Below are 14,740 nucleotides of genomic sequence, written 5' to 3'. Positions count from 1 at the left end.
AGATGACGTTCACATTTTCGTCCTGTGCCTTGAACGCCAGGTGCAGACGCAGAGAGTTGCAGGAAGAACAGGAGGTCGAGCTGAGGCAAGCTAGATCAGGGTAACTATAACAAAATCACATAAATAATCCAATGGTTCTGCGACAAAAGGCACAAAAAAAGTCCTTCAGGGATTACCTGAAAGACTTCTGCTATTAATAGAAGGGCACCTTCGAGCAGACTTTAAGCTTTGCCTCGCGGCAGCTTATCCGCATACCTAGTCCGCAGTTCACCTAAATAATCCAGCTTGCGCAGCACCTTCTCCTTATTCAGCATGCCGATGCTCAGAATGAGCTGCTCGATCAGCAATAGCGGCGTCACCATGGAATGAAACTCGCCCATATCCCCCCGACTGGCATAGAACGAGATTCGCGCCGGTGTTCCATAACGAAAGTCCTCCCGGTCAGTGATCATGATCGCCGCATTCTGCACGCGGCTTACGCAGTCCAGAATGACCTCCGTTTCCGGGAGCATCCGGGTGAAGCTGAAGATCAGTACGACATCCTCGCTTTCCATGTGTGCCAGCGATTCCAGCAGTTCATGGCCGCTCCCGGCCATGATCCGCACCGACATGCCGAACCGGGATAAACGGTACGATAACAGCTCGCCCAGCGACAGGGATGGACCTGGTGCATAGATATAGACGCGTCTTGCCGAAGCCATCAGCCCGGCTGCTTCCTCCAGCTCATCGGGATGGATCCGCTCTATCGTATCCTGCAGATGTTGCTTCGCCTGCTCCAGCATTTTCACCGGCAAACTGGACGCGTCCAGCCGGGATATCGTCTTTTCCAGTTTCACCGCAGGCGTCGAATCCGAGGACTCCCGCAGCTTGAGCTTAAACGCCTTGGCATTGTCGTAACCGACGGCACGCCAAAACCGGGATACGGTCGCGATGCTGGTGCCAAGCCGATCGGCGATTTCCTGCTCGGTCATGAACAGCATCTCCTCAGGATAACGTTCGATAAAATCGGCAATTTTGAGCTGACTCGGCGAAAATCCGGATTTATCGGGAAACCAATTTTTCATTGCTGCAACACTCCTTCTACGATCAGTCTTCAGCGTTCGGTATGAACTCATCATACGCCGTGATTGTTATGTAAATTTTATTTCATTATCACATCTATGTAAAAAATATTACAATGCGTTGACATAGTACTCCGTTCATTTTAATAATCGCCTCCTATACTGATAACAAATCCATTCCCAAGGAGGCTTCTTTTTAATGGCAAGCAATTCACGGGTCTATACCCTAACGTCTTCGCAGAAAATGATGATTTTTGTGTTGTCCATGTCGCTGTACGGCCTATCCAACATGTTCACTGAGCTCATCCCCGCGTTCCGCCTGGGTCCGATCGAGCTGTCCGTCGAATATTTCGCGTTCATCCCCTTGACGCTCTGCATGCTGTTCCATCCTTTTTACGCGGCTGTGGGGGCAGCGCTCGGCGAGGTCATCTTCGGTGAACTCATGCTCGGACAATTCGGCGGCCTCGGCGAGCTGGAGAAGTTTCTTACCTTCTCCTTCGCCATGTACGTTGCCGGCCGCATGGTCAAAAATCCCCTCAATCGCGCCCAGGTAGGCATCGCCGCCATGTCGGGCGTCATCATCCATCAGCTGTGCAGCTCTCTGGTAGACATCGGCAAGGTCTGGATCGGCGTCGAGGAATTCGAAGCCGTACCCGGGCTTGCACAAAGCGTGGTGCTTGTCGAAGGCATCGGTTTCCTGAACGATGTGCTGTTCTCCGGCATTCTGTTCGCTCTTCTGCCTACATTATATCTGGTTCCAAGGTTGTATGGAAAAATCGAACCACTGCTCGGCATTAAACCCCGCCAAAAGCTTACCAAATACGAAGCTGCCGGCATCATCTCGCCCAAGCTGGTCCTGGCTGGAATCGCTTTGGCGCTGGTTGCCTTCGGAGCGGAATCCCTTTCGGAAACGGACTGGAACTTCGGCGAGTGGGACAGCGGATTTGCAGACCGGTTCGGCATCGGCGCAATCTGGATCAGCATCGGTGCAGCCGCCATCGTTGCCATTGCGGCCTTGACGTTCATGCGGGCCAGGAGAAACCGCGGTCTTCAAGAAGAGAAAATGTCGGAGAACCCGCCTTATGTCTAAACCGTTCGTTCATGACAACCCGGCAATCCGAATCGCAGGCGTCACCTTCGTCTATCCCGGTTCGGAGCAGCCCGTGCTAAATGAGGCGTCCCTGCATATTCGCCGCGGCAGCTTTACGGCGATCATCGGAGGAAACGGCTGCGGCAAATCCACGCTCTGCAAGCTGTTCAACGGATTGATTCCCCACTATTATGCAGGCGACTTCACGGGAACCGTTGAAATCTGCGGGGTTTCCGCCGAGAACCGGACAGTCTCCGAGTTGTCGCGTATGGTAGGGTATGTCTATCAGGATTTTGATAACCAGCTTGTCCGTCCGACGGTCATGGATGAAGCCAACTTCGCTCCGCTCAATTACGGACTCCCGGACTACCGGGCCATGGGCTCGAGGGCACTCGATATGTGCGGATTAACCCATCTGAAGGAGCGCTATATCTGGGAGCTGAGCGGCGGGCAGAAGCATCTGCTCGCCTTGGCGGGAGCCCTCTCGCTGGAACCGGACATCCTCGTGGTGGATGAGCCGGTATCCCAGCTCGATCCCCAACACGCCAGGCAGGTGTATGATGTGCTGCGCCAATTGAATCAGGTTCATGGAAAAACCATTATCGTGATTGAGCATCATACGGAGTTTATTGCCGACTACTGTGAGGAAGTGTGCCTGATGGAGCAGGGGAAAGTACTGTGGCAGCGCCCGGTCATCGAAGCGCTGAACAGCCTTGAAGATCTGGAGCGGCTGGGCATCCAGCCGCCCCAGGTGACCAAAGCAGCGGTACAGTTGTCTGCGATTCTGCTGAATGGCGGTATGGCTCCCCGCAGCCCGCAGGATGGACACTCGATAACGGTCGGCTCCGGCTCTCATGCTATGGGATTGCCCGGATATCAGCTGCAGCAGCCTTACCCTATTACGGCTGAGGAAGCAGAGGTCTATTTTGGAGAACTTCTGCAAAGGCACACGGATACCCCGTTGCTGTTTGATCATACACCAACCGGCGCGAGAGCTGACGATGCTTCACCGGCTGACACAACCGTGAAGAACCCGGATTCCGACCAGCACAGTCCTCGACAGGAGCCTGAAATAGAACGGCAAATGGAGCATAGCACGCTCGTACATTTTAACCGATCCGTACTGCGCTACCGAACGATTCATAAAGCAGAGCACGAGGTTCTCCGGGGCATTGATCTTCGCCTATATGAAGGGGAACGCATCGCGCTTGTTGGCAACAACGGCGCGGGCAAATCATCTCTTCTGAAGCTGATTGCCGGCATCGCCAAGCCTTCCGACGGCTCCGTCTCGATTATGGGTAGGAATACCAAGGATTTATCAATGGAGCAAATATCCGCTAACGTGGCTTATGTCTTCCAGAATCCAGAGGATATGTTCATTGAAGATAATGTGTATAAAGAAGTGGCCTATGGCTTAAAGAGCCGCCGCCTCCCGGAAGCTGAGGACAGGGTTCATCGCATGCTGACCCATTTCCGGCTTGAGCCTCTCAAGGAACGGGACGCCCGTCTCCTCAGCGGAGGCCAGCAGCGCCGCGTATCCCTGGCCATAGGAGCCGCCATGATGCCCCGGCTGATTCTGCTCGATGAGCCAACGGCCAATCTGGATATGTCCACTCGCGAGGAGCTGATGAATACGCTGCAGGAGCTGGAGGACCATGTCCGTACCGTTGTCATCGCCACCCATGATATGCAGCTAGTTCACGAATGGGCGACTAGAGTGATCGTCTTAAATCAAGGCGTCGTGGCCGGCGACGGCACCGTCTCCGAGATCTTCGCCGATTCGGAGCTCATTTCCCGGGCCGGTCTCGCACCGACCCAGATGATGGATTTATCGACAAGGCTGGGCGTCATGCCCCCAACCAGCTCGCCGGTCGAGTTTGCGCAGCATATGTACGGCATTATGAGCGGAAAGGAACTTCACCACCATGCAGTTAGTCCGCAACTGGTTTAACAAGATTACGATTGAACGGATTCAACTCGAGTTGATGAATACCGCCTACGGAAGCGGCCATGCCTCCCTTTCCCGGTTGGACCCTCGATGCATGCTGATCTGGTACCTGTTCTTCGCTATCGCACCCTGGTTCATCTCCAGCATCACCGTGCTGGCCGGATTGTTTCTGATGATGGTAGTTACCACCGTTCTGTCGCGGGTAACGCCGTTTATTATCATTGTGCTATGCCTGGGCTTGATCGGCCAGGTTGGCTGGCTGTTTATTGTGTCCCTCTTTTTCGGCGGGGACATCAGTTCCGCGCTACCGTTGCTGAAGCTCACCTTAAAGCTGTCGGTTGTATCGCTTGCGAGCATTACGGTCTTCTCCGGGATGGATCCCGAGAAAATCAGCGACGGTCTGCTTGCGCTCGGCATGCCTGCCGCCTTCTCATTCAGCTTGTCATACGGTTATCGGATTCTCCCCGTATTGTTCGAAGAATTCCGCAATGTAATGCTCTCTTACCGATTGCGGGGAAAAGCGCCAGAACGCCCGGGTTTTCTCTACTGGCGGCTCGCAGCCTATTATATAAAGCTGCTGGTGCTATCCTTCTTCCCCTTGATGCTGGCTACCGCCAAACGTTCCCGCACGACGGTAGAAGCGCTGGAGACCCGCGGGTTCTCCTATGGCATGAAGAATCCGGCCGCCAAGAAGCTGAAGCTGTCCCACCTGATCCTGTCCGCGAGGGATGTGCTGTTCCTGTCCGGGACGGCAGTATATACCGCATTATTGTTCTGGATCGGCTGACCTTACCACTGACTTATACAAGGAGTGTTCGAATATGAAAATTGATCTTCATACCCATGCCAAATTGTCCAAAGCGTCCGATTTCTCAAAAGTTTATTATGAAGAGATGATTCGGGAGGCGCTGGACAACGGCCTTGATGCGCTTGCTCTGACCGAGCATTTCAATACGCGCCATTTTGAAGAAGTGTACCAGCAGCTTGACCGGATGTTTCCCTACAATGGCGAATACTACGATGCAGACGGATTGAAAATCTTTCCGGGCATGGAAGTGGATATTCGGGAGACCGGTCACATTCTGCTAATTGGCCGGAAGGAGTATATTCTGGAGACCCGCCGCCAGCTGGATGGATATACAGAGAAGGGCTCCTTCATTCCCTTTGATGATCTGATGGACTTGGCCGAAGCCTTCCCGCTGCTCAAGATCGGTGCCCATCCGTTCCGGGAGAGCACGCCGCTCCACCATCTCACCCGCAGTCAGTTGAGCCGCCTGGACGCCTTCGATCTCAATGCCAAGGATATGTATCAATATGGCAGCGAAGCCAATCAAGATCAGGTTCAACGTTTCGCTGCCGATCTCGGCAAACCTGTTACGGCGGGAAGCGATACGCATCAATGCCTCCAATTCGGAAGCGTCTATAATGAGCTGCAAATGCCTTGCGAGTCCGCCGACGAGCTTAAAAGTGCCATTATGCAAGGCGCTTACCAGCTTCATGTCTCGGACAGCCTGCCCATTAAGGTCAAAGCCTCCGTCATGCTGAAAAAGCTCATGAAGGAGATCATCCGGCTCCAATCCCCCTCTGCCGTCATCTAGGTAAAGGTTGAAACTGCTCCAAAGTTCAAAAGGCACCCCCACTGAGTATTATCCATGTACATTCATGGACGAAAAAGGAGCCTGGGCATGTATCCATGTCCAGGCTCCTTGCGTTTCCGAAAGATTGTTATATTGCGACTCGATCCCATGTCATTCCCGCTGCAACCGGCCCTCTAACCCCATTCCAGCGTTGCGCGAATCGGCGGGATGGGCGGAATTACTGCAGCCGGTCCAACAGATTCAGCATGGCTTGCGCGCTTTCCGCACGGGTGGTCTTGGCTTGAGGCGTAAACATGCCATTCGCATGCCCCTTCATCAAGCCAAGAGCCAGGGCTTCATTCACCTCTTGGAGTGTCCATGGAGAAATTTGCTGCTTATCTTTCAGGTCCGGCGCTCCCTCTAAGGAAGAAGCGTCTCCCTTAGTCTGGTAAGCACGATAGAGCATGACAGCCAGCTCCTCGCGGGTGATCGCCGCGTTCGGTGCGAACGTCTCCTTGCCTCTGCCGTTCACCAGCCCGTGCTGGGAAGCCGCCGCAACCGCCGAAGCATACCATGCATCGCCGTCCACATCCGTGAAGGCCGCACCTTGCGTGCTTTCAAGGCCCAGGGCACGAACGAGCATCGCAGCGAACTGCGCGCGTGTCAGCGGCTGATGCGGATTGAATTTCGTATCGCCGGTGCCATTCACAATATGCTTGGCTGCCAGCTCTTTTACCGCTTGCTCCGCCCAATGGCCGGCAAGGTCGGCAAACGATTTGCCGTATTCCAGCACGGCATAGTAACTCAATTGACTGACCTCAGCCGTCAGCTGCCTGTTTACCGGCTTGCCGCCGGCATATTTCAATAGACCCGTATCCGAGATATGATAGATGCCGGCCAGCTCGCCATGAGTGGTGCTGTCGACAGGAAAAGCAATCGATACAGGTGCTACGAAATGCTCCAGCTTATATGCCTTGCCGTCTTTTGTACGGACGTTAAGATCCAATTCGTACATCTTGCTGCCCTGCTTCAGTTTAGCCTTCTCGACAGCAGCTGCTTTGGCTACGAGAGAGGCAGCTGTCTGCGATCCAACCTCATCCAGCTTAAACGAAATGACTGCATCCTTAGCCTGCTCGGCCGGTACGAGCTGGCGCAGCGCTTTGAGCAGTGCAGACGGAAGCTGTACCATCACGCCGTCCTGCTTCAGTTCCAGCGGCTTCGTCCCCAGGATGTCCCCTGCCGTCAGCGGCAGGAGAACTTCGATATCCTCGGCACCGAGCTGAATCGTCACTTTTTCTTGCCCGCCGCGCAGCGATTCTTCGTTAACAATCCGCTGACCTTGATTTGGCTTCGTTCCCGGATCGGCAGGCGGATTGCCGCCTGTTCCCCCGCCTCCGTTTCCACTGCCGGGGTTGCTGCCGTTGCCGCCGTCATCGATCTTAGCATTCATTTTAATCACAACGGCCGTCAGAGGTTCCAGCGTGATCGAGCCGGAGGTTAACGCGAAGCCGGACTTCGCTTTGACGCCGGTCGTGCCGGCTTCATCGTTATCGACCACCACCGTGCCGGAGCTCAGATCTTTGCTTAGCGTCAACGTTCTCGACTGGTTATCCGCATTAACGAACACATAATAATGGCCGGTTCCGTCCGTCGCTTTATTCTTATATGCAATGACCAGATCCTGCGCCTTTACTTCGGGAATCTGCAGCAGCGTTACGTTCGAATTCACCATCGACTGATCGCCGAGACGGAAAGCGTCGGACGATTTTCTTAACTCGATCAGTCCGGTCGTATATTCCCGCGTCTTGTTATTTTCCGGATATTTGGCTTCATCCGTCGCTTTCTCCCAATCGAACATGTTGATGGCGTCGGAGGAGTCGTAGGAATCATGGATGAAATAACCGAAGCGGTTTCCTGCCTCGTCCTCTAATTCATGGTATTTCTGCTCGGGAACCCCTGGGCCCAGCCATTGCTTGGTCCGCCCGTACTCCTGTCCTGCATGGAGGAACGCCGTTCCTTGAGAGGTCAAGGTGAGCAGGTTGCCCAGGCGAATGCGCTTATGGATCTCCAGATCATTCGCTGCAATCGACGGGTCCTTTTTGATGGACTGCGCAATAATGTCGTACAGCGGCAAATTGTCATGGGCTTCGATGTATTGAACCATGTCACCCGGATCGTCTTCCTTCGTGTTGCTCGGCTGCGCTTTGATATTGTTGAAAATGGTTTGGATGTCGCGCGCGCCGCCCGTAATGAATCGCGGCTCGCCTTCATTGCCGAAGCCGGATTTCAACTCGTTGCGGAACTCATCGGAGAAAACGCCGACGTCGTCCGTTTTGTCCATCCAATTCTGGTCCGCCCCCTTGCCTGCCAGGGAGGGATCCGACAAATGACCGCCGAACGTGACCCAGCCTTCGCCGATAAACAGCGCTTTCGGGTTGATGGCTGCAGCGGCATCATAGGCGTTCTGCACGGCTTCATAGGTGGCATCGCCCATCATGTCCCAGCGCATGCCGTCGATTTTGTATTCGTCGAACCAATATTTCACCGAGTCCACCATCAGCTTCTCGGCCATCTTGTGGTTGGTCGCCAGATTGTTGCCGAAGCCGCCGATGAAATTGCCGTTGGCATCCTGGAAAGCATAATAGTTCGGCACGATATCATTCAAGAAATCGGCCTTGGCCATATGGGTGTAGACCACGTCCAATACGACGCCCATGTCCGCCTCGTGAATGGCATTGATCATCGCCTTCAATTCTTTGATGCGAAGCTCGGGATCCGTTGGATCCTCGGAGTAAGCACCGTCAGGGGAGAAATAGCCGTGCGGGTCATATCCCCAGTTGTACTCATTGTCTTTGGCCGAATAATCCAGCTCCCTGTTTTTCATGGCCGCTTCGTCACCGTAATACCAAGCCATCACGGGCAGCAGCTGAACATGGGTGACGCCCAGGGACTTGATGTATTCGAGCTTCTCTTTGAACGCGTCGTAGGATCCCCAAGTCGCGTTATGCAGGTCATTCTCAATCGTCGGATCCGACGTGAAATCCCGGACGTGAATCTCCCAGATGATGGCGTCTTCCCGCTGCTCATAGCCCGGAATGTCCGCAAAATCCAAGCCGGCGGGATCCGTTTGACTCAAATCGACGATCGCGGCTTTGCCGACGGTATCGCCGTCCGGTCCAACTTCGCCCTTGGTGTTCACTCTGAATTGCGCCATGGATTTGGCATATGGATCCAGCACGGTTTTCGTCACGCCGTTGTTGGTCACTTCGTATTGATAGAAATATCCTCTAAAATCTTGGATGCCGAGGTCTCCTGGATTCAACTGAACCGACCATACCCCTTTGTCTCCCATTTGGAGGGCGACGTTGCCGATAAACTGCGTGGCATCATCCTTGCTGTACACATTTGCGGTGACTTCGGTCGCCGTCGGTGCCCACAGCTTAAGCTCGGCTCCTCCAGCCTGATAAGTCGCCCCGAGGTCATCGCCGTCGTAAGCGTACATCTCATCCAGCATTCTCCAGCCGGTGGAGGCGGATACGGTTTTTCCGGCGTAAGTTACGCTTAGCGGTATCTGATTCAGCTGAAATGATGCCGACACTTCGATGGTCGTGTTTCCGGTAATCTTTACGTTTTGAATGGCAACCGTATGGCCGTCCTTATCCTTAATCTGCAGCTCATTCTTCAGCGTATCCGCTTCCAAACCATCGGTCATGGTAAATCCGAGCTGGAGCTTTCCGGGAGCCAATACCTCGGCCGAGACCAACCCGGTAGGCACTTCCCCATACGGAGATGTGTAGACGGTGTTGTCGCCTTCTTGAATGAACAGATGCTGGTATCGGTCTACCAGGGTGAAGCCTTTGTCGCCTCCGTCTTTGCCGGCGTCTCCTTTGGCCGGATCCAGCACGAGGAAGTTAATCTTCTGGGCCCCCGGCTTCATCGGAACGTCCACGTATGCGCCATATCGGTCGGTTTGGCCTGATGGGAACATGGTAGCCCCCGTCGGCCAATCCTTCGAAGGCGCAGCGACATCGTCGCCCCATATCCACAAACCGTACGGATCGTAGTTCTGATCCTGCCGTTGATAGTGGATGCGCACGGTATCCGCCGGCAGGTCAACAGGCTCAAAGCTGTATACCGTATCGGAGCCTTCCTTGAGCCATACTTCGTTCATGTCCGGCGAGGCTAGGGTGAATTTCTTGTCGCCGCCGTCTTTATTGCCGCTGATGCGATCGACAACGACGATGCCGACTTTTTGGGCGCCGTCCTTGAGCGGAATGTCAACGAAGGCCCCGTAGGCGTCCTGCTGCCCGCCAGGGAATGGCGTTGCGCCTGCCGGCCAATTGGCGGACGGGGATGCGACGTCATCGAATATCCACAGTCCGACGCTCCCGTAATTAGCGTCAGCCCGGTTGTAATGGACGCGCAGATGGTTAGCCTGCACCGGCGTTCCCGGATCGGCGGGTACCGTGAAATGAGCGGCAACGCCGTGATTGGCCGCATCGTAGCTGAACGTAACCTTAACATCCTGCGGCAGCTGAAGCGACTCCCGATTAGCGGGGTGAACCGGACTTGCCGCATCGCTGCCCAAAGCGATTTGGTACTGATGATCCCCTTCGTACACGTCGGCCGTCACCGTGTATACATGGTCATAATCGGAATCTTTCATGATTAATCTCGCATCAGCAGGCGACCAGTCGGCCGCTTCGCCGATGCCCGATTGGAAGCTGCCGATCACTCGGGGAAGCTTATCCGCCTCGATCGGAGCGTAGTATGTAGAATCCGCGATCCGGTGAGTCCCATGATTGTAATAAAAGGTAACCTGGGAATCTTGAGCGAGCGTTATGAGGATGTTGCCATCCTTGTTTGCTCCGCTCGGATTGGAATAATGGGCGGAGCCGTAATTCTCGTCCCACTTGCCGTCGATCGCAATCTTGTATTCGTACGATCCCGCGGGCAAGCTGCCGGTAAACCTGTATTCTCCGTTCCCCATATCGTTCATGGTTGTCGCGGCGGCAGCCGGATCCCAATCCGCGCTATGGCCTAATTCGGATTGCAGAGTCCCCACCAGCGTAACCTGGCTTGGCGCGCTATTGGCATCGGCCGTTGATGGCGGAATGCCGAGCATGGAGAAAATCAGCGAAACAATCATGATGATGGACCAGGTTCGTTTGCTTGAAACCGTCATTCTCATGAAACAAATAACCTCCTTCTGTTCTTGGATTAGGTATAGCTGATACTGAGTTGATGCCAATCGCTGCGCAAACGATTGCATAAACAGGTTTGAGCTTCCATCAAGTAAAGTACGACAATTACTGACAAGAGTTAGAGAATATGTTCGAAATATAGAATAAAACAAAAATAGATGAAAGCGATTACAATGGAAACGTTTGCATCATTTATTGTAGTATCGAGTCTCCTTCTCGTCAACCACATTTTGACCTGTTTTCATGATGAATTTTGCGGCTCAAGCGGGTTTTCTCCAGCAACATCCATCTCTAACAAATCAAAACCACCCGTGTGAACGGGTGGTTTGCTCTGCGGCTGAAAGCCTTTGTTACTGGCCAGCCCTAAAGGGCATTGAATCGTTCGCCAACCGCACTACTTTTTCGGCTACCCCTTAAGGGGCCTTCTAGTTCTTCTTCTTTCGTTTGCTTCCTGTTTCTTCTCCTGTGAATGGATCTATATACTCTTCCAGCGTCATTTGCTCTGCAACCACGTCTTCTTGTAACTGATTTCGTATATACTCTTCAATCACTTTCTTGTTCCTTCCTACCGTGTCCACATAAAACCCTTTACACCAGAATTTTCGATTCCCATACTTATATTTTAAATTTGCATGGCGATCAAATATCATTAAGCTACTCTTCCCTTTTAAATACCCTATAAATGATGACACACTTATTTTCGGCGGTATACTTACCAGCATGTGTATATGATCTTTACATGCCTCTGCTTCTATAATTTCTACACCTTTTCTTTCACACAATTGTCTTAGTATTTTTCCTATATCTCTTTTCAATTTCCCATAGATCACTTGTCTTCTGTACTTTGGTGCAAACACTATGTGATACTTACAATTCCATTTTGTATGTGCTAAACTGTTCACATCAGATGCCATCTGATCTCCTCCTCGTGTTTTAAATTTGGTTGGCGAACCGAATTTATCTTAACACTTCGGAGGATTTTTTTTATACAACGCTTAAGCTATCCTGAACCATACGCATAGCGTATGGTTTTCTTTTTACAATAAAGGGAATCCGTCATCCAGATGACGGATTCCCCTACTAAGGTTTACATGCATGGTATGGCCGTTGCCCCTAAATAGTGCTTGGAATTGCTGAAGCTGGTCGGGCGCAAGCACAACGCTGCCTAATAGCGAACCGTTAACTCATAACGCCCGGACAGCAGCTCAAGTTCAAGCATGCTATCCTCCAGGCCGCAGCGGACGATGCCGTCCGGCATACAGCTTGAAGCTGATCCTCCCCATATCTCTACACCATCGACCAGAAGACTGGTAATGGGGCGGGAGCTCGGTGATGCCAATGCAGCGGTAGCGCTCATCGTGCAGGGCAGCTCAAGCCGCAGCAGGATGACGGTTTCGCTGACTCGCTCCCAGCGTACGGCGATCTTGCCTCTTACGGTCGAAACGGAAGCCTCGGCAAAGTCCAGATCCGGCGCGAAAAAGGGGCGAATTTGTGCCGTCGCGAACCCGGGAGCTCCGCTCTGAATCCCGCAGACATACTCCTGCAGCAAGCGGGCGGGATAACCGTTCCATGCATGGCAATGGGACTCGATATCATCCCAGCCTTCCCACATGGTCTCCGCTCCTTGTGCAATCATGTAGCCCCACCCCGGATCATCCGGTTTACTCAGCAAATGGTAGGCCTGATCCTGCAATCCCTCCTCGAACAAAAGACGGAGCAGCGGGAGCGACAAGACCGTCTTGCTCTCCCACGGCTTGCCTGCCACGGCCTTCAATGCAGCCTTCCGGTCTTTTGCCGGCAGCAGCCCCGCATATAATGCCAACGCATTAACGCCTTGATGGGTGGCAGTCGATCCCGAGCTGTCATGCAGCAGCTTGCCGGAGCCATCGTACAGCCCATTCAGGACGCTGACTTGCAGCTTCTCGGCATGGGCAGCATACGCTGCACGGTCATCTGCCCGGTTCAGCAAGGCCGCGGCTTCGGACAGAATGCGCAACGCCTGCCATGCCTTGATCTGCTGCACGGCCAGATATTCGCCTTCATGCTCGACCGTCGGATAGGGCCAATCGCTAATATGCCATCCGCGGCCGACCGGAATCAGGCCTGTTGCCGGCGATATCAGGGATAGATAACCCTCCATCATGACCCGGAGCGGTTCATAATATCGAGAGAGCAGCTCCGTATCTCCGCTAAACTGGTAAAGCTTCCACAGCAAGGTCGCATAATGCAGGTCCCATTCCGGGATTTGAATGAAAAAGTCTGGATGCTCGTAGTTCGATGGGAACACAAAAGGGAAGGAGCCGTCTTCCAATTGGCCGTCCGCAAAGTCCTGCAGCGTCTTATCCAATACCGAATAGGCATCGAAGTTATAGAGCAGCGTCTCGGCTTGGAGATCGGTATCCGCGAGATACTGTGCCTGTTCCCGATGCGGGCAATCGACCACCTGGCCCAGCACATTGTTGCGCTGCGTCTGCAGGCAAACGTCGTACAGCTTGTTTAAGAATTCAGACGAACACCGAAAATGCCCCGTCCGTGCCATGGCCGTACCCGCTGAGCAAATTCGCAGCTGGCCTTCCTCAATCGGTTGCGGATAGCCGGTAACCTCCACATAACGAAAGGCTTTAAAGCTGAAATCCGGCTGCCAATATTCAATCACTCCGCGTCCATGCATCGTATACAGGTCGTAATAATGATGCGAAGTCTCGTTGCATACTTGATGGACAACCCGCCCGCTGCCATCGAGCGTTTCGGCATACCGCAGCCGTACTATGACGCCTGCCATACCGGGCAAGGCCAATTGCGGCCAGCCCGATATGATTTTGCCAGCGTCGAATACCTGAATGAGCCCCTCTTCCCCATTTACGAACGACGGCTCCGCTGCCACGGATGGAATGATGGACTCCAGCTCTTCCGCCTCGGGGAGCCGCTGCCAATGGAGTGACCATTGCTGTACGGATGGATGAGCAAGAACAACCGAAGTACAGTGTTCCTCCCCAAAATCGGGTTGCAGCCAGTTCGGTTCCAGAAGAGCCGCGTCATAGTCCTCTATGGCCGATAAGCGGCGGTTCTGCTGACAAGGAGACCCGATGCGATGCGGAATCTGCCTTAAGGCCTGCCATGTCAGATCCGATACAACCAGCTGCTCCGTCCCGTCCTCATGCTCCACGTGCAGCTGGAGCAGCATTCCCGGCACACCGTTCACATAGTTCTGGCCGCTCCCGCCCAAATAATGAGCGGCAATGCCGATGCAGTTGGCACCGCTCAACAAGAGGGGGGCCACATCATAAGCCAAATAATATTTGCGGTGTGGCACCCCCGTCGGAGCGGGTGAACCATAGCCTCCAACCCGTTGTCCGTTAACGAACAATTGGAATACATGGTGGGCGGATACGAATATTTTGGCCCGCGCAATGGCTCCCCGGAGATCAAAGGATTTGCGGAAATAGGCAAAATCATTAAGCTTCATCTCCTCGGACCGCCAGATCCATTCAGCACTCCAATCGCCGGGAAACAAGCCCGTATCCCAATATGCCGGTACGCTTTCGCTTTCCTTACCCTGACGGTCCCAGACCGTAACCCGCCACCAGTAACGCGTATTGCTCTGCAGCGGCGGACCGTCATACAGAAGGCTTAGGCTTTGGCCACTCCGCCTGCCGCTGTCCCACACCAAATCCCTGTTAGAGAGACCTTCCGCGGAAAGGGACACCCACACCCTCACCCTGTAAGCCGCGAACGCCTCTCCGCGCCGATCGTTCTCCAGCAGCCAGGAAAAACGGGGAGAAGACACATCCAGCCCCAATGGATTCTCCAGACCATGCACAAGCGGTTTTTGTATCGTAAGCACGTTGCTTCTCCCCTTC

Annotated in this window: 8 protein-coding genes; 4 read left to right on the top strand and 4 right to left on the bottom strand. The window is 53.7% G+C overall.

The window, feature by feature from the left end; genetic code table 11:
* Positions 1-221: 221 nt before the first annotated feature.
* Entirely contained in the window at positions 222-1,064 is an 843-nt protein-coding gene (locus AC0VZ8_RS02000) for a MurR/RpiR family transcriptional regulator (protein ID WP_071219194.1), read from the bottom strand.
* Between the two features lie 196 nt (positions 1,065-1,260).
* Between AC0VZ8_RS02000 and AC0VZ8_RS01995 the strand changes: the two genes are divergently transcribed.
* The 4 genes from AC0VZ8_RS01995 to AC0VZ8_RS01980 are packed head-to-tail and all read left to right on the top strand — an operon-like array spanning position 1,261 to position 5,697.
* Entirely contained in the window at positions 1,261-2,151 is an 891-nt protein-coding gene (locus AC0VZ8_RS01995; protein ID WP_071219195.1) for a DUF8171 family membrane protein, read from the top strand.
* Positions 2,144-4,102 carry an ABC transporter ATP-binding protein gene (locus tag AC0VZ8_RS01990; protein ID WP_475485882.1) on the top strand — a complete coding sequence of 653 codons (1,959 nt, stop codon included), beginning with the start codon at positions 2,144-2,146 and terminating at the stop codon, positions 4,100-4,102. Before AC0VZ8_RS01995 ends, AC0VZ8_RS01990 begins: the two co-directional genes overlap by 8 nt.
* A complete protein-coding gene (locus AC0VZ8_RS01985) occupies positions 4,077-4,886 on the top strand; it encodes an energy-coupling factor transporter transmembrane component T family protein (protein WP_475485881.1) in 810 nt (269 codons plus the stop codon). Before AC0VZ8_RS01990 ends, AC0VZ8_RS01985 begins: the two co-directional genes overlap by 26 nt.
* 34 nt (positions 4,887-4,920) lie before the next feature.
* Positions 4,921-5,697, top strand: coding sequence for a PHP domain-containing protein (locus tag AC0VZ8_RS01980; RefSeq protein WP_071219197.1), 777 nt, complete (start codon positions 4,921-4,923; stop codon positions 5,695-5,697).
* A 217-nt stretch (positions 5,698-5,914) separates the two neighbouring features.
* Here AC0VZ8_RS01980 and AC0VZ8_RS01975 read toward each other — a convergent pair whose 3' ends face one another.
* From AC0VZ8_RS01975 to AC0VZ8_RS01965, 3 genes are all read right to left on the bottom strand, one after another.
* Positions 5,915-10,867 carry a pullulanase gene (locus AC0VZ8_RS01975; protein WP_475485880.1) on the bottom strand — a complete coding sequence of 1,651 codons (4,953 nt, stop codon included), beginning with the start codon at positions 10,865-10,867 and terminating at the stop codon, positions 5,915-5,917.
* Positions 10,868-11,305: 438 nt separating this feature from the next.
* Positions 11,306-11,794: an IS200/IS605 family transposase gene (tnpA, locus tag AC0VZ8_RS01970; protein ID WP_071223663.1), complete on the bottom strand. Its 489-nt coding sequence runs from the start codon at positions 11,792-11,794 to the stop codon at positions 11,306-11,308.
* A 251-nt stretch (positions 11,795-12,045) separates the two neighbouring features.
* A complete protein-coding gene (locus AC0VZ8_RS01965; protein WP_475485879.1) occupies positions 12,046-14,724 on the bottom strand; it encodes a family 78 glycoside hydrolase catalytic domain in 2,679 nt (892 codons plus the stop codon).
* Positions 14,725-14,740 lie beyond the last annotated feature (16 nt).

This window comes from Paenibacillus sp. QJM3NY_38, from assembly GCF_056173265.1.
The sequence above is the reverse complement of the archived record's forward strand: the minus strand, read 5'-3'. Positions and strand labels throughout refer to the sequence as shown.

Coding starts and splice junctions, on each gene's coding strand:
- tnpA (WP_071223663.1), bottom strand. CDS start 11,794: ATGGCATCTGATGTGAACAGTTTAGCACATACAAAATGGAATTGTAAG.
- AC0VZ8_RS01980 (WP_071219197.1), top strand. CDS start 4,921: ATGAAAATTGATCTTCATACCCATGCCAAATTGTCCAAAGCGTCCGAT.
- AC0VZ8_RS01985 (WP_475485881.1), top strand. CDS start 4,077: ATGCAGTTAGTCCGCAACTGGTTTAACAAGATTACGATTGAACGGATT.
- AC0VZ8_RS01975 (WP_475485880.1), bottom strand. CDS start 10,867: ATGAGAATGACGGTTTCAAGCAAACGAACCTGGTCCATCATCATGATT.
- AC0VZ8_RS01995 (WP_071219195.1), top strand. CDS start 1,261: ATGGCAAGCAATTCACGGGTCTATACCCTAACGTCTTCGCAGAAAATG.
- AC0VZ8_RS01990 (WP_475485882.1), top strand. CDS start 2,144: ATGTCTAAACCGTTCGTTCATGACAACCCGGCAATCCGAATCGCAGGC.
- AC0VZ8_RS02000 (WP_071219194.1), bottom strand. CDS start 1,064: ATGAAAAATTGGTTTCCCGATAAATCCGGATTTTCGCCGAGTCAGCTC.